Origin of the sequence: Limnohabitans sp. Rim8, from assembly GCF_943326455.1 — a bacterium.
Classification (GTDB): domain Bacteria; phylum Pseudomonadota; class Gammaproteobacteria; order Burkholderiales; family Burkholderiaceae_C; genus Limnohabitans_A.
The window spans coordinates 107,233-129,789 of sequence record NZ_CALPTI020000007.1 but is presented as its reverse complement, the minus strand read 5'-3'; the positions used below and the strand labels follow the sequence as shown (position 1 = coordinate 129,789).

Here is a 22,557-nt window from a genome sequence, read left to right as displayed (position 1 = left end):
TGGCCCGACCGACATGACCTAGAATCCACCGTCCCTTCAAAAGGGACATCTCATCATTTTTATCAACCCGTCGCCAGGGGAGTTCCGAAAGGAGCTGAGATTGCGTCTGTCTCGACGCTGACCCTGGAACCTGATCCGGCTCATACCGGCGGAGGAAGCGCGACATGCTGTACGCCACTGCGGCCGCAATCTTTGCGGCACTTGTCTTTTTCATCTGGGTCGCCCTGCGCGACCGAACCCCTGTGGCCAGTCTTGACGACTACCTCACCGCCAGGGGCTCGCAAAACTCTACGGCTTTGGGCTTGTCATTTTTGGCATCCGGCATGGGTGCGTGGATTTTGTTTGTCCCGCCCGAGATCGGCGCGTTTGTAGGGCCCATCGCTTTGGTGGGTTACGCGCTGTCTGCGGCGTTGCCGTTTTTGCTTCTGGCTTGGTTAGGGCCCGCCATTCGCCAACAAATGCCCCAAGGCCGCACCATTGCCGAATTTGCACAAGAACGTTTTGGCCAAGGCTTGCGCCTGTGGGTCACAGCTTTGTCGATCTTGTACATGCTCTGTTTCATCACCGCCGAGCTGACAGCGATTGGCGCCATCACGGGTTTGCTGTCGCAGTTGCCCGGCAGCGTGGTCATCGTCGCCGTGGCGGTGACCACCTTGATCTACACCACATGGGGCGGACTGCGTGCCAGCATGGTCACCGACCGGTGGCAGGCTTGGTTGCTGTTGGCGCTGCTGGGCATCGTGATCGGTGTCACGCTGTTCAGCTTGCCCCAAAACGCCGTCACACAGCCGTGGCCTACAGCGCCGATTGAGGTGTCCATCAACGTGGCTTTGACACTGCTGATCGCTGTCACAGCCGCCAATATTTTCCACCAAGGTTATTGGCAGCGTGTGTGGTCGGCACGCAGCGACAAAGAGTTGCGCAAAGGGGCTTTGTTGGGCGGCCTGCTCACCCTGCCGGTGATGTTGGCCATGGGCGCTTTGGGCATGCTCTGCATGGCCATGGGCAAGAACCCGGGCTCTCCACCCATTCCCTTCTTTGCCTTGTTGTCCGATGCACCGTCTTGGTTGGCTTTGCCCGTGCTGGTGCTGGCTGTGGCCTTGGTGGCCTCATCGGTGGACACACTGCAAAGCGGTATTGCTTCTTTGGTGGTCACGGCCCGGCCACAAGTTTCGTTGGGCGCTGCCCGCTGGATCACCGTGCTGCTGATGCTGCCCGTGGTGTGGGTGTCGCTGCAAGGTTTGTCGGTGCTGCGCCTTTTCTTGATTGCCGATTTGCTTTGCGCCACCGCGGTGGTGCCGGTTTTACTGGGCCTGTGGCAGCGCATGACACCCACAGCGGCCATCGCAGGCGCGGTGGCGGGGCTGTTGGGCGCCGTGTTGCCCGGCTGGGTCAGCGGGGGCAGTTTGTCTGCAGGCCTTTTGGCGGCCAGTTTCCCCACCAGCGTGCCCACCCTCGCCCCGTTTGCCGGGGCCTTGTTGGCCTCAACCATTGTGAGTTTGGTGTTGGCTGGGTTGCGGCCTCCAACGCACAAGCGCTTGGCTTGAAGCCGGCCCACTTGATCAGGGTTTAACCCTAGCCACGCTCGGGCGTGGGTTGCTGGTGTTCGTTTGAAAAATTGATTAGCATGCTAACTATTGCCGGTGCCACTGGGGTGCCGGTTGCTCAAACCTGACCGTCTGGCCACCCATGGGGGTGCTGCCGGTCTGTCACATGGAAAGCCTTGCGCCATGCAAACTGCTGAAAACTACATCCACGGTCAATGGGTCAAGGACTATGCTGCCCAAATGCGGGGTGACTCGATCGACCCAGCTACCGGTGAGGTGGCGGCGCATTTTGTGGCCGCTACGGTGCAAGAGGTTGACGCAGCCATTGCCAGCGCCCGTGCTGCCTTTGAGGGCACCTCATGGGCCCAGCAACCCAAGCTGCGCTCCGATGTGCTGCGCTTGTTTGCAGACCGTTTGGAGCAGAACAAGGCGCAAGTGGTGCAGACCTTGGTACAGCTCAATGGCAAGTTGCAGCGCGAGGCCGAGGGCGAAGTCATGGCCGGTATATCTGAGTTGCGTTACTACGCCGGACTGGCGCGCAACCTGTTCGGGCGTGTGATCGAAATGGAGCCGCAGGTCTATTCGCACATCGAACGTGAAGCCATCGGTGTGGCTGCGATCATCGTGCCATGGAACGCCCCTGTGACTTTGTTGGTGCGATCTTTGGCCCCGGCACTGGCAGCGGGGTGTACGGTGGTGATCAAGGCCGCACACCAAACCGCGTTGGTGCATGCCCAGGTCATGGCATGCTTGGTGGCCGATGAGCGCATTCCGGCTGGCGTCATCCATTCATTTGTGGAGCAGGGCAGCGAGGCCACGCAGCACCTGTGTGCGCACCCCGAGGTGGACGTCATCAGTTTCACCGGATCGACCCATGTGGGCAAACAAATTGCCTTGTCAACGGCTAAGAACCTGACCCGCTTGTCGCTGGAGTTGGGGGGCAAAGCACCGGCCATCGTGCGTGCCGATGCCGACATTCCCGCCGCTGTGCGCGGCATCGTTGCTGGTGCGTGCGTCATGGCCGGGCAAATGTGCACGGCGATCAGCCGTGTGCTGGTGCACGAGTCGATTGCCGCTGATTTTTCGGCCCAACTGGCGCAAGCCCTGTCCAGCGTCAAGGCCGGCCCGGGTCATTTGCCGGGCTCGGCCATGGGGCCCCTGATCGACGTGCGAAACCGGGACCGTATCTTGGGTGAAGTGCGTTCGGCCAGCCCAGACTGTCGCATTTTGTTGGCCGGTATGGTGCCCACCGATACGCCGCGCGGTGGTGCTTTCATCACGCCGAGTTTGGTGGCCACGCAAGACCTGAGCAGCCACTATGTGCAGGACGAAATCTTTGGCCCACTCATCACATTGGAACATTTTGAGTCGGATGACGATGCGGTGCACCGCGCCAACGCCACCCGATACGGTTTGGCCGCTTCTGTGTGGACGCGGGATTTCCGGGCGGCCCGCAACGTGGCGCGTCGCATCAAGTTTGGCAACGTGTGGGTCAACACGCACAACCGCTTGTTTGCCGAAATCGAAACCGGTGGCTACCGCCAAAGCGGATTCGGTCGTTTGCACGGCGTGGAGGGCTTGAACGACTTCATGGAAACCAAGCATGTGTTCATGCCTTGTAACGACTGATCGCGCCAATGACTTCGCCGACAAACGCCACCCCACACAGCACCACGGCCCGCTTTTTCTTAGAAGGTTTGCAAGAAACGGGCATCCGTTATTTGTTTTCCAATTTGGGAACCGACCACGTCACCTTGATTGACGAAATGGCCCGCTTGCAAGCCGAAGGCCAGCCCATGCCGGAGGTGGTGCTGTGTCCGCACGAAAACGTGGCCATCCACATGGCGGGTGGTTATGCGGCCGTGACAGGGCAGGGACAGGGCGTCATGGTGCACGTCGACGCTGGCACTGCCAATGCGGCCATGGGCATGCACAACCTGATGCGTGCCCGTTTGCCGGTCTTGCTCATGGCGGGCAAATCGCCCTATGCCTTGCACGCCGAAGTGCCCGGTGCGCGTGACAACTATGTGCACTATGTGCAAGACCCCTTTGACATCGCTTCTTTGGTGCGCCCCTACGTCAAGTGGGAGTACAACCTGCCTTCTGGTGTGGTGGCCAAAGAGGTGGTGCGCCGCGCGCACAGTGTCATGCACACCGAGCCTGCCGGCCCGGTTTATTTGACGCTGCCGCGAGAGACCTTGATCCAGCCTTGGGCGCATGAACAGGTCAAGTCTTACTCGGCCGAGCGTTATGGCGCGGTGCGCATGGGGGCCTTGCCTGCCGAAGCCACTTTGCAAATCGCGCGTGAACTGATGGCTGCCGATAACCCCTTGGTCATCACCTCTTATTTAGGACGCAAGCCTCAGGCGGTGCACGCCCTCGAGGCATTGGCGCAGTTGTGTGGCATCCGCGTGGTGGAGTTCAGCCCGAGTTGGCTGTGCATGTCGCGCGACTCGCCTTGCTTTTTTGGCTTCGACCCGACCCCACTCTTGCCGCAGACCGATTGGGGTTTGTTGTTGGACATCGATGTGCCTTGGTTGCCGCACCAGACGCGCGCCAGAGAGGACACACGCTGGGTGCATATCGATGTTGACCCCATCAAGAAAGACTTCCCGAGCTGGGGTTTTGCCAGCGATGTGCGCTGGCCAGCTGACTGCGCCCAAGCCTTGACAGACTTGCACAAGGCAGTTGTGGCGTTGGCCGATGAGGCTTTCCACCAGCGTGTGGCCCAGCGCATGGCCGCATGGCCCGCGCAGCACAAGCAGCGTTTAGGCAAGGTGGCGGCCGCTGCCCAAGAGCCTGGCCAAGTCGATGCCTTGAACCCTGCATGGGTGTGCGCTCAAATTGGCTTGCAACTGCGCCCTGACGATGTGGTCATCAACGAAGCCATTCGCAACTCACCCGCGGTGTTGCAGCAAATTCCGCGCACGCAGCCGATGAGCTTTCTGGGCGGTGCGGGCGGTGGCTTGGGTTACAGCGCTGGCATGGCGCTGGGCGTCAAGCTGGCCAGGCCCCATGACCGGGTGGTGCACATAGAGGGCGATGGCGGTTTTCATTTTTCAACCCCCACATCGGTTTATGCGGTCGCGCAAGCCCAAGGCTTGCCGATCTTGACCGTGGTGCTGGACAACGGCGGCTGGCAAGCCGTCAAAGAAGCCGTGCTGCGCGTGCACCCCGATGGGCCTGCGGCACAAGCCGGTGATTTCCAAGCCCGACTCAAGGGTTCAAAACGTCAATTTGAACAAGTGGCCCAAGCCTTTGGTGCGCATGGTGAGCGCGTCTCTCGGCCAGAAGACTTGCCTGCGGCCATCGGCCGCTGCCTGCAAGCCTTGGACCAAGGTCGAGCAGCCTTGCTGGTGGCTTCGGTCGCCAAGATTTGATTTTCATTGCCCATAAAACAGGAGACAACCCATGAAAACTCGTTACAACATGCCTTCACGCCGTCAGCTTCTGGCCACAGCCGCCTTGTCTTTGGCCGCATCGTTCGCTGCATTGGCCCCGGCTTTGTCCTGGGCACAAGCGGCTTGGCCGAACAAACCCGTGCGCATTGTGGTGCCCTATGCGCCGGGTGGGGCCAATGACATTTTGGCCCGCGTGGTGGCTGAAAAATTAGCGCCCTCTTTGGGACAGCCCGTGTTGGTTGAAAACAGACCCGGTGCTGGTGCGGCCATCGGAACCGAGTTTGTGGTCAAAGCGCCGGCCGATGGCTACACCTTGCTGATGGCGGCGAGCGGCCCGATTGTCTTCAACCCAGCTTTGGTGGCCAAGTTGAGCTACAACCCCATCACCGACTTGGTGCCGATTTCGATGGCCGGCTCTTTTCCCATGATTTTGGCCGTCAATGAGGCCTCACCCGCCAAGACCTTCAATGAGTTGGTGGCTCTGTCCAAAGCCAACGCCGACAAAACCAACTACTCCTACCCCTCGGCATCCTTTCAGTTGGTCATGGAGTTGGTCAAAGCCAAATCGGGTCTGAGAGCCCTCAACGTGCCCTATCAAGGCAGCGCCCCATCCATCAACGCGGTGCTGACCCAAGAGGTGCAGATGACCTTGATCGACTCTGGCCCGATTGCGGCTTTGGTCAAGTCGGGCAAGCTGCGTGCCTTGGCCGTCACCTCCGAGCAGCGCCTGGCCAGCTACCCGCAGGTGCCCACACTCAAGGAGCAGGGCATCGATTTGGCGGTGAACTTCTGGAGTGGTTTGTTGGCTCCGGCTGGTACGCCTGCGCCCATCGTGAAGCGCTTGCAAGAAGAGATGGCCCGCATCATGGCCTTGCCCGATGTGGTCGAACGCATGGCCAAACTCGACATCCGTCCGGTGGGTGGCACCAGCGCCGAATTCGCGCGGACCATTGCCACCGAAATTCCTTTGTGGACCCAAGTGGCCAAAGACAACAACATCAAGGCCCAATGAGCATGCCAAAGCGCATCGCCATTGCCGGGGCGGGTATTGCAGGTCTGACCACAGCACTGGCTTTGCTCCAGCAGGGCTTCAAAGTCGATGTGTTCGAGCAAGCCTCGCAACTGGGTGAGCTGGGTGCAGGTTTGCAAATTTCGCCCAACGGCTCTCGGGTTTTGCAGGCGCTCGGCCTGGAGTCGGCTTTAAAGACCTGTGTCAGCCAAGCGCAGGGCAAAGAAATCCGGATGTGGAACACCGGCCAGCGCTGGAAGCTTTTTGACTTGGGCGAAGACTGTCTGGCCCGCTTTGGTGCGCCGTATTGGATGGTGCACCGGGGTGACCTGCACCGGGTGCTGGTGGATGCCTTCAATGCCCGCTCGGACCAGCCTGTTCGCTTGAATGCTCGGGTGGTTGCAGCCCACAGCACAGATTCTGAGGTGAGCTTTGAGTTGAACGACGGCTCGCAGCACACCGCCGATGGATTGCTGGCGGCCGACGGGGTGCATTCTGTGCTGCGCGAGCAATTGCTGGGAGAGGACAAGGCACAGTTCACCGGCTTGCTGGCTTGGCGTGGCTTGGTCCCGGTGGAACGTCTGTCCGTGCATTTGCAAGCGCAGGTCGGGACCAATTGGGTCGGGCCGGGGGCACACGTCATCACCTATCCGGTGCGCGGCGGGCAGCTGATGAACGTGGTGGGCATCATCGAGCGCGAAGGATGGCGCAGCGAATCCTGGAACGAGCGCGGTACCCACGCTGAGCTATTGCAAGACTTTGGCCACTGGCATGCCGATGTGTGCGAGTTGATGTCGGCCATCGAGCAACCTTTCAAGTGGGCCTTGCTGGGCCGCACCCCGCAACCTGGCTGGGCGCAAGGCCGTGTTTGTTTGTTGGGAGATGCCGCGCACCCCACCTTGCCGTTTTTGGCGCAAGGGGCCAACATGGCCATCGAAGACGCTGCAGTCATGGCCCGCTGCTTGGCCTTGGACGCCTCGCCTGCCCAAGCTTTTGTGCGATTTGAAAAACTGCGCTGGCAACGCACGGCCGACATCGTCAACCGTTCTCGTGACAACGCCCAGCGCTTTCATAACCCGCAGCTGTCGGACCCTGCCAAAGCGGTGGATTACGTCAACAGCGAATGGGAACCCGAAAAAGTCCGTCGCCGCTACGACTGGATGTTTGAATACGACCCCTTGAAAGTACCGCTATGAGTCTGAGTGCCCCTGTGCTGGTGGTGGGCGCGGGCCCCGTGGGGATGACCATGGCCCTGTGTTTGGCGCGTCGCGGCATTGCTTGCACCTTGGTCGAGATGCGACCGGCCGATGCGCTGCCCGATGTCAAATGCAACCACATCTCGGCACGCAGCATGGAGCTGTTTCGCGCCTTGGGCGTGGCCGCTGATTTGCGCGCGGGTGGTTTACCTGACGATTACCCGCACGCGGTGTCTTACCGCACCAGCACGCTGGGCCAAGAAATTGCACGCATCCACATTCCCGGGCGCAGCACCCGCCTGACCGACCACAGCGGTCCGGACGGCCATTGGCCTACGCCCGAGCCACCGCACCGCATCAACCAACGCTACATTGAACCGATCTTGGCATCGCATGTGGCCCAGCAGGGTTTGATCACCACTTTGTACCGGCACCAAGTTCTGGACTTTGAGCAAACTGACGATGGGGTGAATGTGCGCATTCAAAACCTGCAGTCGCATGACGCGCCGCTGCTGCGCCTCCAAGCGGCTTATCTGGTGGGCTGCGACGGTGGCCGCTCGGCGGTGCGCAAGGCCATTGGGGCCAAACTGGTGGGCGACGAAGTGGTGCAGCGCGTGCAAAGCACCTGCATCCGAGCGCCCGATTTGATAGGGCGCTTGCAAGCGCCAGCAGCCTGGGCCATGTTCACCGTCAACCCCCGGCGCAGCGGCAACATCTACGCGATTGACGGCCGAGAGGTCTGGCTGATTCACAACTACTTGCGTGACCATGAGCTCGACTTTGACGCGGTGGACCGCGACTGGGCCATACGCACGATCTTGGGGGTGGGCGATGACTTTGAATACGAACACATGAGCCGCGAAGACTGGATAGGTCGCCGCTTGGTCAGCGACAAGTTGCGAGCAGGTCGGGTGTTTCTGGCCGGTGACGCCGCTCACCTTTGGGTGCCCTACGCCGGGTATGGCATGAATGCGGGCTTGGCCGATGCGGCCAATCTGGCTTGGCACCTGTCCGCGCAAATCGAAGGCTGGGCTGCCCCAGAGGCCTTGGATGCTTACGAACGTGAGCGTCACCCGATCACCGAACAAGTCTCACGCTTTGCCATGGACCATGCGCATGCCATGAGCCAGCGCCGCCGCGAGATTCCTCTGAATCTTGAAGAAGACAGCGCCGAGGGCCAAGCCGCGCGTGAGGCGTTTGGCCAAAATTTGTACGACTTGAACGTGCAGCAATACTGCTGTGCGGGCCTGAACTTTGGTTATTACTACGACCAGTCACCCGTCATGGTGTACGACAGCGAAAAAGCGCCCGACTACAGCATGGGCAGTTTCAAGGCATCGACAGTGCCGGGGTGCCGCGCGCCCCATTTTTGGCTGGGTGAGGGGCAGTCGGTCTATGACGCTTTGGGGCCTGCCTACACTTTGCTGTGTCTGCAGCCAAACCAAGGAGATGCGGTGGCGGCTTTGCAGGCAGCGGCAGAACACCTGGGGATGCCGCTGCGTGTGCTGGATGTGTCCGGCGTGAAGGATTTGCCAACCGAATACCAACACCCTTTGCTCATGGTGCGGGCGGATGCCCATACGGTGTGGCGTGGGCATGGTCTGAATGAAGAAACGGCCACCACTTTGGTGGCCCGTTTGTGTGGCCGCGCAGACCTCACTCCAGCTTGATGTTGGCTTTTTTGATCAAGTCACCAAACCGATCAAATTCTTGACGGTTCATTTGCGCAAACTGCTCGGGCGTCAGGTTGCTGGGCTCGCCGCCCAAGCCTTTGAGTTTGGCCTGAATGTCGGGCATTTTCACAATTTTGGCCAACTCGCTTTGCAGCCGGGCAATCACGTCCGGCGGTGTGCCGGTGGTCACAAACATGCCGTACCAGGTGCTCATTTCAAAGCCGCGCACACCGGCCTCTGCCAATGTGGGCACTTGGGGCAACTCGCTGCTGCGGGTGGCCGTGGTCAAGGCCAGAGGTTTGAATTTGCCCGCTTTGATCTGGCCCATGGCCGAGGAGGTGGTGTCGAACATGATCTGCACGTTGCCGCCGATGATGTCCAGGTGTGCCTGGCTGCTGCCCCGGTAGGGCACATGGATGCTCTTGACGCCCGCAGCCAGGTTGAAGCCCTCGCCCGCGATGTGCTGGGTGCTGCCCACGCCTGAAGACGCGTACTTGAATTCGTTGGGCTTGGCCTTCATCAAAGACACCAGTTCGGCGACGTTATTGGCCGGCACGTTGGCCCCCACCACGAGCACGTTGGGCACCGTCACGATCAGGCCTACAGGCGTCAAGTCTTTGATCGGGTCGTAACTGAGTTTGATCAGGTGCGGCGCAATGGCCTGTCCGGTGTTGGTGGCCACCAGCAGGGTGTGGCCGTCAGCGGGGGCTTTGGCGGTCAGATCGGCAGCAATCGTGTTGGATGCGCCGGGCTTGTTGTCCACCACAAAGGAGCCTTTGAAGGCCTCGCCCATTTTCTCGGCCAGCATGCGGGCAATGATGTCGGTGCCGCCGCCAGCGTTGGCCCCCACCATGATGCGCACAGGTTTGTTGGGGTAGTTTTGCGCCAAGCCCAGCAAAGGCGTGGCCAGCAGGGCAGCAAGCAGGATTTTTTTCAGCTTCATGACAAGGTCTCCTTTAAGTGGGTTGCGTCGTTATGGGGTGACGTGTTGGCGGTGGGCGGTGGCCATGCGGGCGGCCAGTTCAAAAGCATTGGTCATGGCTTGTGGGTTGGCCACACCTTGGCCCGCAATGTCATAAGCGGTACCGTGGGCCGGCGTGGTGATGGGGCAGGGCAGGCCGCCGTGCACCGTCACGCCTTGCTCAAACCCCATGAGCTTCATGGCGATCTGGCCTTGGTCGTGGTACATGGTCACGACTCCGTCATAGCCCCCTGGCACGCGAATAGCCCGCACAAAAGCGGTATCGGCCGGGAAAGGGCCGTCGGCTGCAAAACCCATGTCGGCAGCCTGCTGCACACCCGGCGCGATGATCCGACCCTCTTCGTCGCCATAGTTGCCGTTGTCGCCGTTGTGCGGGTTCAGGCCGCAAACGGCGATGCGGGGTTTGGCCACGCCGGACGCTTGCAGGGCCTGCGAGATCATGCGAATCGCATCGGCCACTTTGTCCGGGTTGAGCAAGGAGGAGACTTCTTTCAGAGGCACATGCGATGTGACCCGGGCCGTCCACAGGTTTTTCAGCACATTGAGTTCGCCACACACGCCGCGGTAGTGCATGTGCTCGGCAAACCAGCGCAGCTCGTCCTCCTGTGTCATACCGCCTTGGCGCAGGGCCGATTTGTTCAGCGGGGCAAAACAAAAGGCATCGGCTTGGCCCGCCATGACCAGATCTACCCCAGCCGCCAAGGCCTCGATCATGTAGCGGCCGTTGAGGGCGGTGGCCTGACCGCACTCAAAAGTGGGGGCTCGGTAGCCAGACCAGTCGTGCCAGCGCACATCTTGGGGCACGCTGATCGTGTCCTTTTGACCGATCAAGATGACCCGTGCTTGTTGTCTCCAAGTGGCGTTTTGCAGCATTTTCTCGACCAACTCAGGGCCTATGCCTGCCGGATCACCGGTGAAAAGAGCCAAGGTGGGCAGAGACATTTTGGGAGCCTTTGATGAATCAACGTTGACGGGTAAGGGATTCGTAATCCGTAATTACGGATAATGCTAGGCAGTCGTACAGGGCCGGTCAAGCTCTGGTTTTCCCCCATACTTGGACGCTATGCTTTCACAAGAATCCTCCAATTTGATTGAGCGCGTGCCGCTTCATGAAGAAGTCACGAACCGTTTGCGCGACATGATCGTGTCTTTGCGCCTGCGCCCGGGTGAGCGCATCCAAGAGCTGGAAGTGGCCCAGCTGTTGGGCGTTTCCAGAACCCCAGTGCGCGAAGCCATCAAGGTGCTGACGGCTGAGGGGCTGGTCGAACTCTTGCCTTTGCGCGGGGCCATCGTGAAGGCTTTTTCGGCCAAAGACGCCCGTGACATGCTCGATGTGATCGCGCTGGTGGAGTCTTATGCCGGGGAGCGGGCCTGTCAGGCCAGCCAAGAAAAAATCGACGAGATCTTGGCCTTGCACCAGCAAATGCAGGTGTTTTTTGAAGCCCAACAAAGGCCCGAGTATTTCGCGTTGAACCAGCGCATTCACGATGCGCTGATCGCCTTGGCCGACAATGAAACCTTGAGCATGACCCATGCCACCTTGAGCAAACGCATGCGCAGCCTGCGCTACAGCGGCAACTCAACGCCCGAAAACTGGCGTGCGGCCATGGCCGAACACGCGCAAATGATGGCGGCTTTGGCCGCCCGCGATGGGCAAGCCCTGTCGCGCATCATGGGTGAGCACATCCGCAACACCTGGCCACGCATCAAAGATGTGGTGAACTGAAGCGACAAGCCCGTGGCGCGCTGCCTGCTAACCTGAAGACATGAGCACTCCCTCGGACACATCCTCTGGCACGCCATCCCGCACAAGCGCTGCTGGCGAACACCTGATCGACTCGGCCTATGCCGCGCGTCGATTGTTGGTCACCTTGGCGCTGATGACGCTGGGCGGCTCTAGCATGTACGTGGTGGCCGTGGTGTTGCCAGCGGTTCAAGCCGAGTTCGGCGTCGGCCGGGCCGATGCGTCTTTGCCCTACACCTTGATGATGATTGGCTTTGGTGTGGGCGGGTTGTTCATGGGCCGTTGGGCCGATCGCGCGGGGGTGCATGTGCCCTTGATGTTGGGTGGTTTTGGCACGGGCTTGGGGTTCATTGCTGCCAGCTTGTCGGGTAACATTTGGTGGTTTGCGTTGGCGCATGGTTTGCTCATGGGCCTGCTTGGCAGCTCCACCACTTTTGCGCCTTTGTTGGCCGACACCTCGCTGTGGTGGAACAAGCGCCGGGGCATTGCGGTGGCGGTGTGCGCCAGCGGCAACTATGTCGCGGGTGCGATTTGGCCGCCTTTGGCACAGCACGGCATAGAAACCATGGGCTGGCGCAACACCTATTTGGCGCTGGGTTTGTTTTGTGGCATCGGCATGGTGCTGCTCAGCCTGCTCATGCGGCAAAGGCCACCGCTTTTGCAAACGCCAGTGGTGGGCAGCGTGCAGGCCCTGCAGTCGCAACGCCCTTTTGGGTTGAGCCTGAACAAAGCGCAGTTCTTGTTGTGCGTGGCCGGCGTGGCTTGCTGCGTGGCCATGGCCATGCCGCAGGTGCACATCGTGGCGTATTGCACCGACTTGGGTTTTGGCGCGGCGCGCGGGGCCGAAATGCTCTCGCTCATGTTGGCATGCGGCATCGCCAGCCGTTTGATTTCGGGGGCCATTTGCGACCGCATTGGTGGCCTGCGCACACTGGTTTTGGGGTCGGTCTTGCAGGGTGTTGCCTTGTTGCTGTTTTTACCCTTCAACGGCTTGGTGTCGCTCTACGTGATCTCAGCCATGTTTGGCCTGTTTCAAGGTGGCATCGTGCCGGCTTACGCGATCATCGTGCGTGAGTACTTTCCGGCAAAAGAGGCCGGTTCGCGGGTGGGGGCGGTCATCATGGCCACGTTGCTGGGCATGGCCTTGGGCGGCTGGATGTCGGGCAAGGTGTTTGACCTCACCGGTTCCTACCATGCCGCATTCATCAACGGGGTGCTGTGGAACGCACTCAACCTGAGCATTGCCTTGTGGTTGTTGTGGCGCGTCAAGCGGGCGGAAAATCAGCCGGCTTGAACACTCAGCTGGAATGGCCTGGGCTCAGCCTTCAGGCGTCCAGTTGACCGATGGATCCAGCGGGTAAATCGGGCGGCGCAGCTTTTTGAACTGCAGTTCGCTGTAATCTGAAGTGCAGGCACCAGCCCCAGCGCATTCCACCGTGGCGCGGGCCAGATGGCCCAAGCCTGCACGCCAGTGCACACGGCTCTTGAGCAGTACAAACTGTTTTTGTGTCGGGTCAAGGCCCAGGCACAGCAGGGCGTTCACGTCAAAGGGCTCGACATGGCGCGAGATCAGTGCCACTTCGACACCGCCCGTGTCGATCACCACCGCTTGCCCCATGTTTTGCCGGGCCCCTTGGCTCATCGGGCCTTTGTTGCGGTATTGGCCGTTCGAGATCAGCTTGACCACACCAGCCAGTTCAATCGGTGCGCTTGGGTGTGGCATGAGCGGCATGGCCATTTTGCCGCCCACTTGCAGGCGCACTTGTGCACCGATGCCCGCTGCGATGGCTTCTTGCACCGCTTGGGGGTCAAAAATCGCAAACACGGCCACGTTGCGCAAACCTTGGCGCAGCACCTCGGCCAGCACGGCGGTGGTGTCCATGGTGCCGCCCGAGGCCGCGTTGTCGTAATGGTCCAGCAACATGACCGGAAACTCGGTCAGTGTTTTCGCGCGAGACACCGATGTGGCCAGTGGCTCCAGCTCGTAAACCCATTGAGCGCGGCTGTCCCAAGCCATCTGCATCAGTTCGTCGCGCAGGCGCTGCGCCAACGCCGGGTCGTTGTCGGTGACCACCACGACCGACATGCCCGCGTTTTCGATGTCGGCATGCGGGAACCCGGTGAACACGCTGGCGCACAAAGCGCCTTCTTTTTCCATCTGTTGGGCGCGTGCCTGTATGGCGCGGTTGGGCTCGTCCAGCGAGCTTTGCCGCATGATGTGCGGAATCATCGGCAAGCGGCCCCAGGCCTTGGTGGGTTGCGCTTTGCCCTGAAGCAGCTGGATCAAGGCCGAACCCGCCCGCACCCCGGTGCCATACATGTCCACATGGGGGTAGGTCTGGTAGCCCGCCACGGTTTGCGCCAGCTCCACCATGTCGGCGTACACGTTGGCGTGCATGTCATAGGCCACACCAATAGGCGTGTGTGGGTCGATGGCGCGGATGCGGCGCAGCAACTCGCCTTCGCCGTCTTCGTGGCTTTGGCTGACCATGGCGCCGTGCAAGTCCAACAAGATGCCGTCAAATCCGCCTCGCGCCACGGCTTGCAAAATCGCTCCACTCATGGCCTCGTAGGCGTCGTCGTGTACCAGCCCGCTGGGCGCGGCGTGCGCAGCCAGTGCCACTTCGTATTCGGCACCCGCCTTCTCTGCGAGGTCGATGAAAGCCCCGGTGGCCGTGCCCGTGCCGCGAAACGCCGCAATGGCCGCTTCACCACTCGGCGGCGCTTCACCTGGGCCGAGCGCAAAGCGCTGCAGGTCGGTGGGCACCGGCGAGAAGGTGTTGGTCTCGTGCATCATCATCGCGATCAGCAAACGCATAGGGCCTCCAGTCGATAGAGTCGCCATGATGGCCTCGCTGCACTGCTGTGCACAGTCACCGAAGTGCCAGTGGAGGCCTTGTTGGACGGCGGATCTGCTTGACAGGCCATGCCATCGGTTTGAGACTGGTTGCCCCATCCGGAGGTTTTGGCATGTTCCCTTGCATCAACACTTTGCACACCACATCGGCCTATGAGCGAGGCCAAATTTATGGCCAGGCAGCGAAAGACCAGATCCAGCACAGCGTGGTCACCTATGCCCGTTTGTTTGCCGCTTGCGGCATCGACTGGGCCAATGCTTGCGAACGGGCCATGCGTTTTGAAGGCGTGATTGCGCAGGTCGACGCAGACTTGATGGTCGAGCTGAACGGTATCGCCCGTGGCAGTGGCCAGAGGTTGGGCAGCTTGATGGCGCTGAACTGCCGGACAGAAATTTTGCCCGCCACCTTTTTCAGCGACGAACCCCAGTTGGCCCATGCAGCCATGGCCGCTAACCGCGCCGCAGGCCTGCCCGACTGGCTGGCCGACGCGCCCTGGGATCTTGCTTTGAAAGACGGCGAATGCACCGCCATGGGTGTGACGGCAGCTGCCAGCCGCACAGGCCAAGCCTGGCTGGCGCAAAACTGGGACTGGATGGGCCGCCAGCGACAAGCGCTGGTGGTGCTGCACACCCAAGGCCCCAGCGGCCAAAGCATCACCACCCTGACCGAAGCGGGCATGCTGGCCAAGATCGGCATCAACCAATCTGGCTTTGCGCTGGGCCTGAACATCTTGCGATCCAAACGCGACGGCAGCCGATTGGGTGTGCCGGTGCATGTGCTGCTGCGCCATTTGCTCGATTGCCGCTCGGTGGCGCATGCGCGTGAGCGTCTGCAGGCCCTGCAAACCGATCTGGGGCTGGGCTTTGGTGCCGCGTCTAACGTGCCGTGCGCCGATGCCCAGGGCCAGGCCGCGTGCTTTGAAGTCTCGCCTGCAGGCTGGGCCGAAGTCACGCCCACCCGCGGCGTGGTGGTGCACACCAACCACTTCGTGTGCGAATCGCTGTTGGCCGAACAAGCGACCATAGGACCAGTTTTGTCGAGCCACCAGCGCCTGGAGACCGCAAACCAGTACGCGCTGCAAACGCCTGTGGGTCAGGCTGAGCTGGAGCGTTTTTTGCGGGACGAATCCGACGGCTTTTTGTCCATCTGCCGCAGCCCCGACCCCAGCGTGCCGCCCGAAAGCCGCGTCGAAAGCGTGGCCGGTATCGTCATGCACACCCAGCCGCCCGCCATGTGGGTGGCTTGTGACGTGCCCAGCCGCGTGGCGTTCGAGGCCGTGCCCTTGGCCAGGCAGACCGTGCCCGCCTGAGCACGGCAAGAGGCGCTCAGCCGCCCAGGTGCCGCACCGCGTCTGAAACGCGCATACCCAGCTGCAGGCCATGCGCCAGAGCCAGCGCGTTCAAGCCGTTGACCACGCCGTTGTCCAGTCCGTCTTGCGCTTCGCCAATGCGCGCCGAGGTGTGGGCGTACAACATCGCCAGTACGCCCACCGTCTGCAGCTCGCGCAGCGCCACACGGCCTGCATCGTCCTTGCCGCCACCGGCGTCGTTGAAGGCCACCGCGAAAGGTTTGTGGGTTTGTGCGGTCACAAAGTGCGAGGCCGACAGGCCCCCGTGCGAGCCCGACACGATCACTGCGCCGGCATGGCTGGCGTTGACCAGCGCAATCGAATCCAGCAACACCAGTTCGCGCAGGGTCATCGCGTTTCCTGGTCAACGTCTTGCGCAAAGCTGGCGTTTTGCAGCGGGTCGTTCTCGGCCATCCATCCCCGGTAGACGGTTTTGAAATCGGTCACGATTTGCGGCAAAGGCATGTCGTCAAAGGTGCCGCGCTGGTTCACGTACTCCATGTGCCGGTTACCGGCCTTGTCAAAGGGGTGGTAAATCGAATCGTTTCGCCCGTCAAACTCCAGCGGCAGCAAGCCGAATTTGTCGCACAGCTCGATGTTGAAGGCGGGCGTGGCCTTGACCCACTGGCCGTACAACCAGATGTCGGCATAGCCGTGCCAGATGAACACATCGGTCTGCATGGTTTGGCGCAAGCGCTCGGTGCTCAGGTGGTTGCGCACATCGGCGTAACCCAGTCGAGCGTGCAGGCCCGCCGCGCGGCAAGCGGCCGCCATCAAGGCCGCCTTGGGCACGCACCAACCCGAGCCCTGGGCGATGACCGAGCTGGCCCGCATGCCTTGGGGTGACAGGTCGATGCGGTACGGGTCATAGCGAAATTGGTCGCGCACCGCCAGGTACAGCGACACCGCGCGCTCGCGGTCGGTGGCGCCTTGCGCATGCTGGCGCGCCAAGGCGATCACATTCGGGTGGTCGCTGTCGATCAAGGCCGTGGCGGCCAGCGTGGCGGGGGAGGGCAGGTCGTTCATGTGGCTCACTGTAGCCTGCGTGCCAGCGCCGGGCTGTCACGCTGGCTATAGTGCTTTGATGGTGCTTTGCGGCACAACACAAGGAGACACGGGCATGGACTCGGTTTTGAATTTCGGGGCGGTGCGGGTGCACCTGGGCGAGAAGTCCGGCAAATATCCCGACGGGAACCAGCTGATCGTGCAGGGGGCCGACATGCGGGTGGCCTTTGACACGCCCGAGGTGGCCAACCGCATCGGTCCCGAGTTGGACACGGTGGACCTGGTCATCCTGGGCCATGTGCACGAAGACCACATGGCCGGGCTGCACCGCCTGATGCACGCCCCGGTGCAGGTGCACGAGGCCGACCTGGCCGCTGCCCAATCGTGGGACGGCATGTGCCAGCACTATGGCTATCCGCAAGACGTGCTGGATGCGATGCATCAGATTGTGCAAAAGGATTTTCATTACCAGCCCCGGCCTGATGCCACCGGCTACAGCGACGGCGCGCTGTGGGACTTGGGCGGCGGCGTGCGCGTGCGGGCGCACCACTTGCCGGGCCACACGGCGGGGCATTGCGCCCTCGTGGTGGAAAGTGAAGGGCTGGCCTTCATTGGCGACATCGACCTGAGCGGTTTTGGCCCGTACTACGGCGACGCCACCTCCAACCTGAGCGACTTTCGGCACACTTTGAAAAAAGTGGCCGAGCTGGACGCCCGCATTTGGGCCACCTCCCACCACAAGGCCGTCATCACCGACCGTGCGCAGTTTTTGACCGATCTGGCCCGCTTTGCCAGCAAGATCGATGAGCGCAGCGCGCAACTGCTGGGTTATTTGCAGACCCCACACAGCCTGGATGAGCTGGTGGACCGCCGCCTGCTGTACCCACAAGGCTACGACGTACCCTTTGTGCCTTGCGCCGAGCGCCACACCATCGGCATGCACCTGGCCGAGCTGCTGGCGCAGGGACAGATCCAGCCCTTGGAAGATGGCCGCTTTGTGGCGGTGTGAAGCCTTTTCACCATTTCATCAGGAGACCCCACATGACCCCCGAACAACTCTTGCAGCACCACGACCAAGCCCGCTTGTGGGGCCAGGCGCCCGGTGCGGTGGGCGGCCCTGACACGGCCGCGGCCTACCAAAAAGCCCTGGCCGTGCGCCAGTTGCGCCAGCAGCGCGGCGAAGTGCCCAAGGGCTACAAGATTGGCTTCACCAACCGCACGCTGTGGCAGCGCTACGAGGTGTTTGGACCCATGTGGGGCACGGTCTGGAACACAGGCCTCGGCTTTGCCCAGCCTGCCGCATCGGGGACGGCCGAGGGCAGCATCGACCTGACCCACACCTGCCAGCCCCGACTGGAGCCCGAAATCGTCTTCGGCATGAAGGCCACGCCACCGGCCAATGCCAGCATGCAGCAGCTGTTTGAAGCCATCGACTGGATTGCTCCGGGTTTTGAAGTCGTGCAGTCGCACTGCCTGGACTGGAAGTTCACCGCCACCGACACCATGGCCGACAGCGGCTTGCACGCCCGCCTGCTGGTGGGCCAGCGCCTGCCGGTTCAGCAACTGGCTGCCGATGCACAGACCTTGCACACCCTGCTGGCGCAGGCCCAAGTGACGCTGTTCAAAAACGAGCAGGCGGTGGAGCAGGGCAGCGGCACCAACGTGCTCGACAGCCCGCTCAATGCCTTGCACCACTTTTTGAAAGAGCTGCGCCAATGCCCCGGCGCGGTCGACCTGCAAGCGGGCGACGTGATCACCACCGGCACCTGGACCGACGCCTGGCCCCTGCAGGTGGGCGAAAGCTGGCGCGCCGAGTTTTCTGCGCCCTTGGGCAGCCTCAATGCCCAGATGCGCTGAGCGCCGCCGCTGTCCGAGCGCCCAAAAAAACGCCCCGAGCCGCAAAGCCCGGGGCGTAAATCAACAAAAATGTCAGGCAACTGCAAGAAGCATGACAAGCTCAGTATACTGTAAATATAAACAGTATTTTGACCTACCCACAGCTGCACCTGCAGCCCAGGCTTTCCCCTTATGCACGCCCTCGATATTCCCCAAGCCCTGCCACCCGGAAACTGGTGGTTGCAGGCCCTGCCCGCCAGCATTGCCGCAGGCTTTCCCTCGCCCGCCGAAGACCACCAAGTCGAGCGCATCGACCTCATGCAGCAATTGGTCAAACACCCGCAGGCCACGTTCTACATCCGTGTGCGGGGCGAAAGCATGCGCGATGCAGGCATCCTGGATGGCTCGGTGGTGCTCGTGGACCGCGCCATCACCCCGGCCGATGGGCAAATCGTGCTGGCGGTGATCGACGGCGATTTCACCTGCAAAACCCTGCGCTTGCAGGGCGAGAGCATCCGATTGCAAGCGGCCCACCCCGATTACCCCGATATCGTGCCCAAAGACGGCCAAAGCGTGGACGTCTGGGGTGTGGTGGTCGCGACCATTCACCAGCACCAAACCTGACCCGTCTCCATCACCTCCGACATGGCCACCATCTCCCCACGCCACCGCCGCGACGACTTCGAGGCTGGGCGCGTCTACGAATACCCCCAGCACCTGCGCGAAGCCATCGAAGATGCGCCCACCGGGGCGGGTGTTTACATTTTTCACGGCCAAGAAGGCGACTTGCCGCTGTACATCGGCAAAAGCATCAACATCCGTGCGCGATTGCTCTCGCACCTGCGCACGCCCGACGAAGCCCGCATGCTGCGCCAGACCCAGCGCATCAGCCACATCCGCACGGCGGGCGAGATCGGGGCGCTGCTTCTAGAGGCGCAAATGATCAAGGCCCAGCACCCCTTGTTCAACCAAAAACTGCGCCGCAACCAACAGTTGTGCAGCTTGCAACTGACGGGCGAAGTGCCGCAAGTCGTGTATGCCCGCGACATCGACTTTGCCAGCCAGCCCGAGCTGTATGGCCTGTACGCCAGCCGCCATGCGGCGCTGAATGCGCTGCGGGCCGTGGCCGACCAACACAAACTTTGCTACGGGCCGCTGGGCCTGGAAAAATTGCCCCCCGGCAAAGCCTGCTTCAGGGCTGCCATCCGCCAGTGCGCGGGTGTGTGCCGGGGCGACGAAATGCCTGAGGCGCACCGCGAGCGCTTGTTCAGCAGCCTGCTGGCGCTGCGCGTGGAATGCTGGCCTTACCCGGGCGCGGTCGGTTTGGTCGAGCGCGATGCCGAACTCACGCAAATCCACGTCGTGAAGCACTGGTGCTATCTGGGTAGCGCCCCGACCCCCGAGGCCGCTCGCCAACTGAGCCAGTCGGTCAGCCAAGTGGCTGCCCACTTTGACGCCGACGGCTACAAAATTTTGTGCCGCCCGGTGCTCACGGGGAGTGTAGAAATTTTGGCGTTGTGAAGCATCACACTTGTTCAAGCACGGCCTATTGAGTCCCCGTCAACCCTTCGCATCATGAAAATCCACCTGCAAACGCCCGAGGACATACGCCCCCAAATTTGGAAAGAACTGGGCCGCGCCAGCTTGGACCGGCACCACGAATGGCGCACACCGGTGTTGGCTTCCATCGATGCAGACGGCTTGCCCGATGCCCGCACCGTGGTGCTGCGGCAGGTGGACGTGGGGGCTGGCCTGCTGACTTTTTACACCGACAGCCGCAGCCCCAAAGTGGCCCAACTGCAGGCCCAAGGTGCAGCGATGTTGGTGTTTTGGAGTGCACGTTTGAGTTGGCAATTGCGGGTGCGGGTGACTTGCTCCGTGATCACTTCTGGCCCAGAGGTCGAGGCGCTTTGGCAAGGGGTCAAGCAGTCGGCGGCTGCGGGCGATTATTTGTCGCCCTTGGCACCGGGTGCGGTGTTGCCGCATGGCAGCAGATCAGCCGGTGCAGATGCAGCGCACGCCCCCACGTCCACGCACAGCTTTGCCGTGCTGCGTGCGCAAGTGCTGCAGATGGACTGGCTGGAGCTGTCGCGCCAAGGGCACCGCCGTGCGCAGCTGAGCGCCAACACCTGGGAGTGGCTCACGCCCTGAATACTTTCAGCGCCTGCTTTTGAGCCGCTGACTCTTGCGGCTTTTTTCAAAAAACGCGTCGGGTTTGGTTTGCACCCACTGGATAAAGCGGGCCATCTCTTCGGGCTGCTTCAAGGCTTCGACCGTGGCGTAGGTGCGGGCCAACTCGGTCTCGGTGAACAGCGCGTGGATTTGGCGGTGGCAAATGCGGTGCAGCAGCACGGTGTGTGCACCGCCATGCGACTTGGGCACCAAGTGGTGCGCATCTTGTTGGCTGGGCGGAATGGGGCGGTTACACAGTGGGCACAGCACGTCGTCAGCGCGCGGTGCGGGCAGGGCTTCAAGCTGGGCTTGAATGCGCTTTTTGCGAATCCGCCCTGTCACGGCTGCAAGACTGAGTTGACCATCGCCCAAGGCTACAACAGACGACCCGCTGCCTAGGCCGCTCCGGGCGATTGAGCCCAGCCGCTTTCAGGGCATCCGGTCATGTTGAATGGCCGTGACTTGGCCTGGATCAATGTCCGGCTTCAGTCGATGGGGAGTGCGTGCGCAGCCAATCTTTGAGCGCTGCATCAATGCGGGTTTGCCAACCATGACCGGTGGCACGAAAAGCCGATGAGACCTCGGGCGACAAACGGATGGTGGTGGGCACTTTGCGGTCTGGCTTGACGCTGCCTACAGGGCGACCTGCACCACGTGCCCGAATCGCTTGAGGCGTGTGGCTTGCGGCCAGTTCACCCTTGAGCGCCTGATCGACCGAGCGCAGCAAAGCCGCTTCAAATTCAAGCATTTCGGGGTCCACGGGGGACACTTGAGTGGTTTTGGATTTAGGCATCGAATCGCTCCTTCAGTTTCAGCAGCAGTTCAGGTCTCAGGTTGTCAAATTTGGCTTTGGCGTAAACCAACAAAAGAACAATCTCTCCGTTGGTCAAGTGGTTGAAATAAATCACTCTGGTACCGCCGCTCTTGCCCATGCCTTGGCGTGTCCATCGCACCTTGCGCAAGGGACCAGCCCCGGGAATCACATCTCCAGCCATTGGGTTTTCGCTGATCCACGCTATGAACTCAAACCGTTCGGAATCGGTCCAGACCTTGGCTGACCAAGCGATGAAGTCTGGGGTTTCGTGCACGGTCAACATTAATTAATTGTACTAGCAAAAAATTAGTTGATCGAACGATGGCAGCTGCAGGAGGCAGCAGATGCTCGGGGCTCGAGCATCTGCTAATGAAGCCGCGTGGGCTCAGTCTTAGGGCAACAAGTCAATCAAGATCTCGTTGCGCCGGTTCCAAGGCAAGGTGAACGGATCGTCGTAACGGGCCACTTGGGCCGTGGGGCTGAGCTTGAGGTTTTTGGCTTTGGCCCAAGCCTTCAGCCGCTCGGTTTGCTCTTCAACGCTGGCCTGCGTGGTGAAGCCGCTAAAACGCACGGCTACCACTTCGTGCTCGGCCACAGGACGCAGCTGAACTTGGGGGTTCAGTGGCTTGGGCAAGGTCTGCATGCTCTCGGCGGCGGGCATCACAAAGTGGACGCGCCAGCCTTCTGACTCGGGGGCGACGGTGACGGGCGCTGTCATCGAGATCTTGCGCTGCGCGCCCACCTCGGCTTGGACGTTGTCACCAAAAATATAAGACGCGATGCGCCGAAAGCCATTGCGGCTGGCCGCGTCAAAGTCGCCACTGATTTGGGTTTGCGCCACGGTGAACGCGGCGTAGCGGCGCACTTCAAAAGGCGGGTCTGAGACCAGCACGGTGTAACGCGGTTCTTCAACGGCCATGGCGGCTCCACAAAAAAGAAACAAAACAGAAAAAAACCAACGCATAAAAGCTC

23 protein-coding genes and 1 riboswitch are annotated in these 22,557 nt (G+C 61.3%); of the genes, 14 read left to right on the top strand and 9 right to left on the bottom strand.

The genetic code is table 11. The annotated features are described in order from the left end of the window. Positions 1-65: 65 nt before the first annotated feature. Positions 66-175, top strand: a riboswitch (TPP riboswitch). From Q1M54_RS07180 to Q1M54_RS07155, 6 genes are all read left to right on the top strand, one after another. Next, the gene (locus Q1M54_RS07180) at positions 165-1,547 is read left to right on the top strand and encodes a sodium:solute symporter (protein ID WP_300555698.1); all 1,383 of its coding nucleotides are present in this window, start codon (positions 165-167) and stop codon (positions 1,545-1,547) included. (Overlaps the previous riboswitch by 11 nt.) A gap of 183 nt (positions 1,548-1,730) precedes the next feature. Next, positions 1,731-3,176 carry an aldehyde dehydrogenase family protein gene (locus Q1M54_RS07175; protein ID WP_300555696.1) on the top strand — a complete coding sequence of 482 codons (1,446 nt, stop codon included), beginning with the start codon at positions 1,731-1,733 and terminating at the stop codon, positions 3,174-3,176. Between the two features lie 8 nt (positions 3,177-3,184). Further along, positions 3,185-4,927, top strand: a complete 1,743-nt coding sequence (locus tag Q1M54_RS07170; RefSeq protein WP_300555694.1) for a thiamine pyrophosphate-requiring protein — start codon at positions 3,185-3,187, stop codon at positions 4,925-4,927. 31 nt (positions 4,928-4,958) lie between these two features. Continuing rightward, entirely contained in the window at positions 4,959-5,960 is a 1,002-nt protein-coding gene (locus Q1M54_RS07165) for a tripartite tricarboxylate transporter substrate binding protein (RefSeq protein WP_300555693.1), read from the top strand. Continuing rightward, entirely contained in the window at positions 5,957-7,153 is a 1,197-nt protein-coding gene (locus tag Q1M54_RS07160; RefSeq protein WP_300555691.1) for an FAD-dependent monooxygenase, read from the top strand. Before Q1M54_RS07165 ends, Q1M54_RS07160 begins: the two co-directional genes overlap by 4 nt. Then, positions 7,150-8,823, top strand: coding sequence for an FAD-dependent monooxygenase (locus Q1M54_RS07155; protein ID WP_300555689.1), 1,674 nt, complete (start codon positions 7,150-7,152; stop codon positions 8,821-8,823). Before Q1M54_RS07160 ends, Q1M54_RS07155 begins: the two co-directional genes overlap by 4 nt. Here the strand turns inward: Q1M54_RS07155 and Q1M54_RS07150 are convergent. Together Q1M54_RS07150 and Q1M54_RS07145 are read right to left on the bottom strand one after the other, a co-directional pair. Beyond that, positions 8,810-9,769 carry a tripartite tricarboxylate transporter substrate binding protein gene (locus Q1M54_RS07150; protein ID WP_300555687.1) on the bottom strand — a complete coding sequence of 320 codons (960 nt, stop codon included), beginning with the start codon at positions 9,767-9,769 and terminating at the stop codon, positions 8,810-8,812. The genes Q1M54_RS07155 and Q1M54_RS07150 overlap by 14 nt on opposite strands. A gap of 30 nt (positions 9,770-9,799) precedes the next feature. Next, positions 9,800-10,750 (bottom strand): 4-hydroxythreonine-4-phosphate dehydrogenase PdxA, encoded by a 951-nt coding sequence (locus Q1M54_RS07145; RefSeq protein ID WP_300555685.1) that lies wholly within the window; start codon positions 10,748-10,750, stop codon positions 9,800-9,802. A 121-nt stretch (positions 10,751-10,871) separates the two neighbouring features. On the opposite strand from Q1M54_RS07145, the gene Q1M54_RS07140 reads away from it, so the two are divergent. Together Q1M54_RS07140 and Q1M54_RS07135 are read left to right on the top strand one after the other, a co-directional pair. Next, complete coding sequence (locus Q1M54_RS07140; RefSeq protein WP_300555683.1) at positions 10,872-11,534, top strand: GntR family transcriptional regulator; 663 nt, start codon at positions 10,872-10,874, stop codon at positions 11,532-11,534. Positions 11,535-11,688: 154 nt separating this feature from the next. Then, positions 11,689-12,846 carry an MFS transporter gene (locus tag Q1M54_RS07135; RefSeq protein ID WP_300555764.1) on the top strand — a complete coding sequence of 386 codons (1,158 nt, stop codon included), beginning with the start codon at positions 11,689-11,691 and terminating at the stop codon, positions 12,844-12,846. Between the two features lie 24 nt (positions 12,847-12,870). Here the strand turns inward: Q1M54_RS07135 and Q1M54_RS07130 are convergent, their stop codons facing one another. Beyond that, positions 12,871-14,370 carry a M81 family metallopeptidase gene (locus tag Q1M54_RS07130; RefSeq protein ID WP_300555681.1) on the bottom strand — a complete coding sequence of 500 codons (1,500 nt, stop codon included), beginning with the start codon at positions 14,368-14,370 and terminating at the stop codon, positions 12,871-12,873. 152 nt (positions 14,371-14,522) lie between these two features. Here Q1M54_RS07130 and Q1M54_RS07125 point away from each other — a divergent pair, with 152 nt between their 5' ends. Further along, entirely contained in the window at positions 14,523-15,719 is a 1,197-nt protein-coding gene (locus tag Q1M54_RS07125; protein WP_300555679.1) for a C45 family peptidase, read from the top strand. 16 nt (positions 15,720-15,735) lie between these two features. Here the strand turns inward: Q1M54_RS07125 and Q1M54_RS07120 are convergent, their stop codons facing one another. After that, entirely contained in the window at positions 15,736-16,110 is a 375-nt protein-coding gene (locus Q1M54_RS07120; RefSeq protein WP_300555677.1) for a hypothetical protein, read from the bottom strand. Beyond that, a complete protein-coding gene (locus Q1M54_RS07115; protein ID WP_300555675.1) occupies positions 16,107-16,784 on the bottom strand; it encodes a transglutaminase family protein in 678 nt (225 codons plus the stop codon). Before Q1M54_RS07115 ends, Q1M54_RS07120 begins: the two co-directional genes overlap by 4 nt. 94 nt (positions 16,785-16,878) lie before the next feature. Here Q1M54_RS07115 and Q1M54_RS07110 point away from each other — a divergent pair, with 94 nt between their 5' ends. From Q1M54_RS07110 to Q1M54_RS07090, 5 genes are all read left to right on the top strand, one after another. Next, positions 16,879-17,772 (top strand): MBL fold metallo-hydrolase, encoded by an 894-nt coding sequence (locus tag Q1M54_RS07110; RefSeq protein WP_300555673.1) that lies wholly within the window; start codon positions 16,879-16,881, stop codon positions 17,770-17,772. 32 nt (positions 17,773-17,804) lie between these two features. After that, positions 17,805-18,620 carry a fumarylacetoacetate hydrolase family protein gene (locus Q1M54_RS07105; RefSeq protein ID WP_300555671.1) on the top strand — a complete coding sequence of 272 codons (816 nt, stop codon included), beginning with the start codon at positions 17,805-17,807 and terminating at the stop codon, positions 18,618-18,620. Positions 18,621-18,791: 171 nt separating this feature from the next. Beyond that, positions 18,792-19,223: a translesion error-prone DNA polymerase V autoproteolytic subunit gene (gene umuD / locus Q1M54_RS07100; protein WP_300555669.1), complete on the top strand. Its 432-nt coding sequence runs from the start codon at positions 18,792-18,794 to the stop codon at positions 19,221-19,223. 21 nt (positions 19,224-19,244) lie between these two features. After that, positions 19,245-20,120, top strand: coding sequence for an excinuclease Cho (gene cho, locus Q1M54_RS07095; protein WP_300555667.1), 876 nt, complete (start codon positions 19,245-19,247; stop codon positions 20,118-20,120). 54 nt (positions 20,121-20,174) lie between these two features. Then, the gene (locus Q1M54_RS07090; RefSeq protein ID WP_300555665.1) at positions 20,175-20,750 is read left to right on the top strand and encodes a pyridoxamine 5'-phosphate oxidase family protein; all 576 of its coding nucleotides are present in this window, start codon (positions 20,175-20,177) and stop codon (positions 20,748-20,750) included. A 6-nt stretch (positions 20,751-20,756) separates the two neighbouring features. On the opposite strand, the gene Q1M54_RS07085 is transcribed toward Q1M54_RS07090, so the two are convergent. The 4 genes from Q1M54_RS07085 to Q1M54_RS07070 form a co-directional block, all read right to left on the bottom strand. Beyond that, a complete protein-coding gene (locus Q1M54_RS07085) occupies positions 20,757-21,113 on the bottom strand; it encodes an HNH endonuclease signature motif containing protein (RefSeq protein WP_300555663.1) in 357 nt (118 codons plus the stop codon). 130 nt (positions 21,114-21,243) lie between these two features. After that, positions 21,244-21,564, bottom strand: coding sequence for a BrnA antitoxin family protein (locus Q1M54_RS07080; RefSeq protein WP_300555661.1), 321 nt, complete (start codon positions 21,562-21,564; stop codon positions 21,244-21,246). Next, complete coding sequence (locus Q1M54_RS07075) at positions 21,557-21,868, bottom strand: transcriptional regulator (RefSeq protein WP_300555659.1); 312 nt, start codon at positions 21,866-21,868, stop codon at positions 21,557-21,559. Before Q1M54_RS07075 ends, Q1M54_RS07080 begins: the two co-directional genes overlap by 8 nt. Positions 21,869-21,976: 108 nt before the next feature. Further along, the gene (locus Q1M54_RS07070; protein ID WP_300555657.1) at positions 21,977-22,504 is read right to left on the bottom strand and encodes a heme-binding protein; all 528 of its coding nucleotides are present in this window, start codon (positions 22,502-22,504) and stop codon (positions 21,977-21,979) included. Positions 22,505-22,557: the final 53 nt, after the last annotated feature.

Excerpts from the sequence above, each read along its gene's own strand:
- Q1M54_RS07150 (WP_300555687.1), bottom strand. The coding sequence starts at position 9,769 with ATGAAGCTGAAAAAAATCCTGCTTGCTGCCCTGCTGGCCACGCCTTTG.
- Q1M54_RS07170 (WP_300555694.1), top strand. The coding sequence starts at position 3,185 with ATGACTTCGCCGACAAACGCCACCCCACACAGCACCACGGCCCGCTTT.
- Q1M54_RS07090 (WP_300555665.1), top strand. The coding sequence starts at position 20,175 with ATGAAAATCCACCTGCAAACGCCCGAGGACATACGCCCCCAAATTTGG.
- Q1M54_RS07075 (WP_300555659.1), bottom strand. The coding sequence starts at position 21,868 with ATGTTGACCGTGCACGAAACCCCAGACTTCATCGCTTGGTCAGCCAAG.
- Q1M54_RS07165 (WP_300555693.1), top strand. The coding sequence starts at position 4,959 with ATGAAAACTCGTTACAACATGCCTTCACGCCGTCAGCTTCTGGCCACA.
- Q1M54_RS07125 (WP_300555679.1), top strand. The coding sequence starts at position 14,523 with ATGTTCCCTTGCATCAACACTTTGCACACCACATCGGCCTATGAGCGA.
- Q1M54_RS07160 (WP_300555691.1), top strand. The coding sequence starts at position 5,957 with ATGAGCATGCCAAAGCGCATCGCCATTGCCGGGGCGGGTATTGCAGGT.
- Q1M54_RS07130 (WP_300555681.1), bottom strand. The coding sequence starts at position 14,370 with ATGCGTTTGCTGATCGCGATGATGATGCACGAGACCAACACCTTCTCG.
- Q1M54_RS07115 (WP_300555675.1), bottom strand. The coding sequence starts at position 16,784 with ATGAACGACCTGCCCTCCCCCGCCACGCTGGCCGCCACGGCCTTGATC.
- Q1M54_RS07135 (WP_300555764.1), top strand. The coding sequence starts at position 11,689 with ATGACGCTGGGCGGCTCTAGCATGTACGTGGTGGCCGTGGTGTTGCCA.
- Q1M54_RS07155 (WP_300555689.1), top strand. The coding sequence starts at position 7,150 with ATGAGTCTGAGTGCCCCTGTGCTGGTGGTGGGCGCGGGCCCCGTGGGG.
- Q1M54_RS07180 (WP_300555698.1), top strand. The coding sequence starts at position 165 with ATGCTGTACGCCACTGCGGCCGCAATCTTTGCGGCACTTGTCTTTTTC.
- Q1M54_RS07105 (WP_300555671.1), top strand. The coding sequence starts at position 17,805 with ATGACCCCCGAACAACTCTTGCAGCACCACGACCAAGCCCGCTTGTGG.
- Q1M54_RS07080 (WP_300555661.1), bottom strand. The coding sequence starts at position 21,564 with ATGCCTAAATCCAAAACCACTCAAGTGTCCCCCGTGGACCCCGAAATG.
- umuD (WP_300555669.1), top strand. The coding sequence starts at position 18,792 with ATGCACGCCCTCGATATTCCCCAAGCCCTGCCACCCGGAAACTGGTGG.
- Q1M54_RS07110 (WP_300555673.1), top strand. The coding sequence starts at position 16,879 with ATGGACTCGGTTTTGAATTTCGGGGCGGTGCGGGTGCACCTGGGCGAG.
- Q1M54_RS07070 (WP_300555657.1), bottom strand. The coding sequence starts at position 22,504 with ATGGCCGTTGAAGAACCGCGTTACACCGTGCTGGTCTCAGACCCGCCT.
- Q1M54_RS07145 (WP_300555685.1), bottom strand. The coding sequence starts at position 10,750 with ATGTCTCTGCCCACCTTGGCTCTTTTCACCGGTGATCCGGCAGGCATA.
- cho (WP_300555667.1), top strand. The coding sequence starts at position 19,245 with ATGGCCACCATCTCCCCACGCCACCGCCGCGACGACTTCGAGGCTGGG.
- Q1M54_RS07175 (WP_300555696.1), top strand. The coding sequence starts at position 1,731 with ATGCAAACTGCTGAAAACTACATCCACGGTCAATGGGTCAAGGACTAT.
- Q1M54_RS07120 (WP_300555677.1), bottom strand. The coding sequence starts at position 16,110 with ATGACCCTGCGCGAACTGGTGTTGCTGGATTCGATTGCGCTGGTCAAC.
- Q1M54_RS07140 (WP_300555683.1), top strand. The coding sequence starts at position 10,872 with ATGCTTTCACAAGAATCCTCCAATTTGATTGAGCGCGTGCCGCTTCAT.